Below are 429 nucleotides of genomic sequence, written 5' to 3'. Positions count from 1 at the left end.
CTAGGAGCTCGGATCTCAGGACGAAGGTCTCCGCGAATGTCCGGTCGATCCGCGCGACGTCCCAGGCGGGCGTTCCCTTGGCGGACATCCACGCCGCAGCGTCGTGCATCAGCCGCACAACCTCGTCGATATCACCCGAGCAGGCGACCCGAACGTTCGGAGGCTCCTCGCTGTCCATTCGCTCCCCTGGCGCGGTATGAACCGCCGCCTCATAGTGCAGTTTGATCCTGACGAGCCCAGCATGTCTGCGCCCACCTTCGCGGAACCTGACCAGGGTCCGCTAGCGGGCGGCCGGAAGGTGAATGCTAGGCATGATCTAACCCTCGGTCTCTGGCGTCGCGACTGCGAAATTTCGCGAGGGTTTCCGAGAAGGTGATTGCGCTTCGCAGATCTCCAGGCGCGTGGGTGCGGACGTAGTCAGCGCCATTG

Annotated in this window: 1 pseudogene; it reads right to left on the bottom strand. The window is 63.9% G+C overall.

Annotated elements, in window-relative coordinates:
• Positions 1-305 precede the first annotated feature (305 nt).
• A pseudogene (locus DZ860_RS24320) lies at positions 306-429 on the bottom strand (sulfonamide-resistant dihydropteroate synthase Sul1); the annotation flags it as partial.

The sequence above is a fragment of the Vibrio sinensis genome (genome assembly GCF_003605645.1).
Lineage (GTDB): Bacteria > Pseudomonadota > Gammaproteobacteria > Enterobacterales > Vibrionaceae > Vibrio > Vibrio sinensis.
The sequence above is the reverse complement of the archived record's forward strand: the minus strand, read 5'-3'. Positions and strand labels throughout refer to the sequence as shown.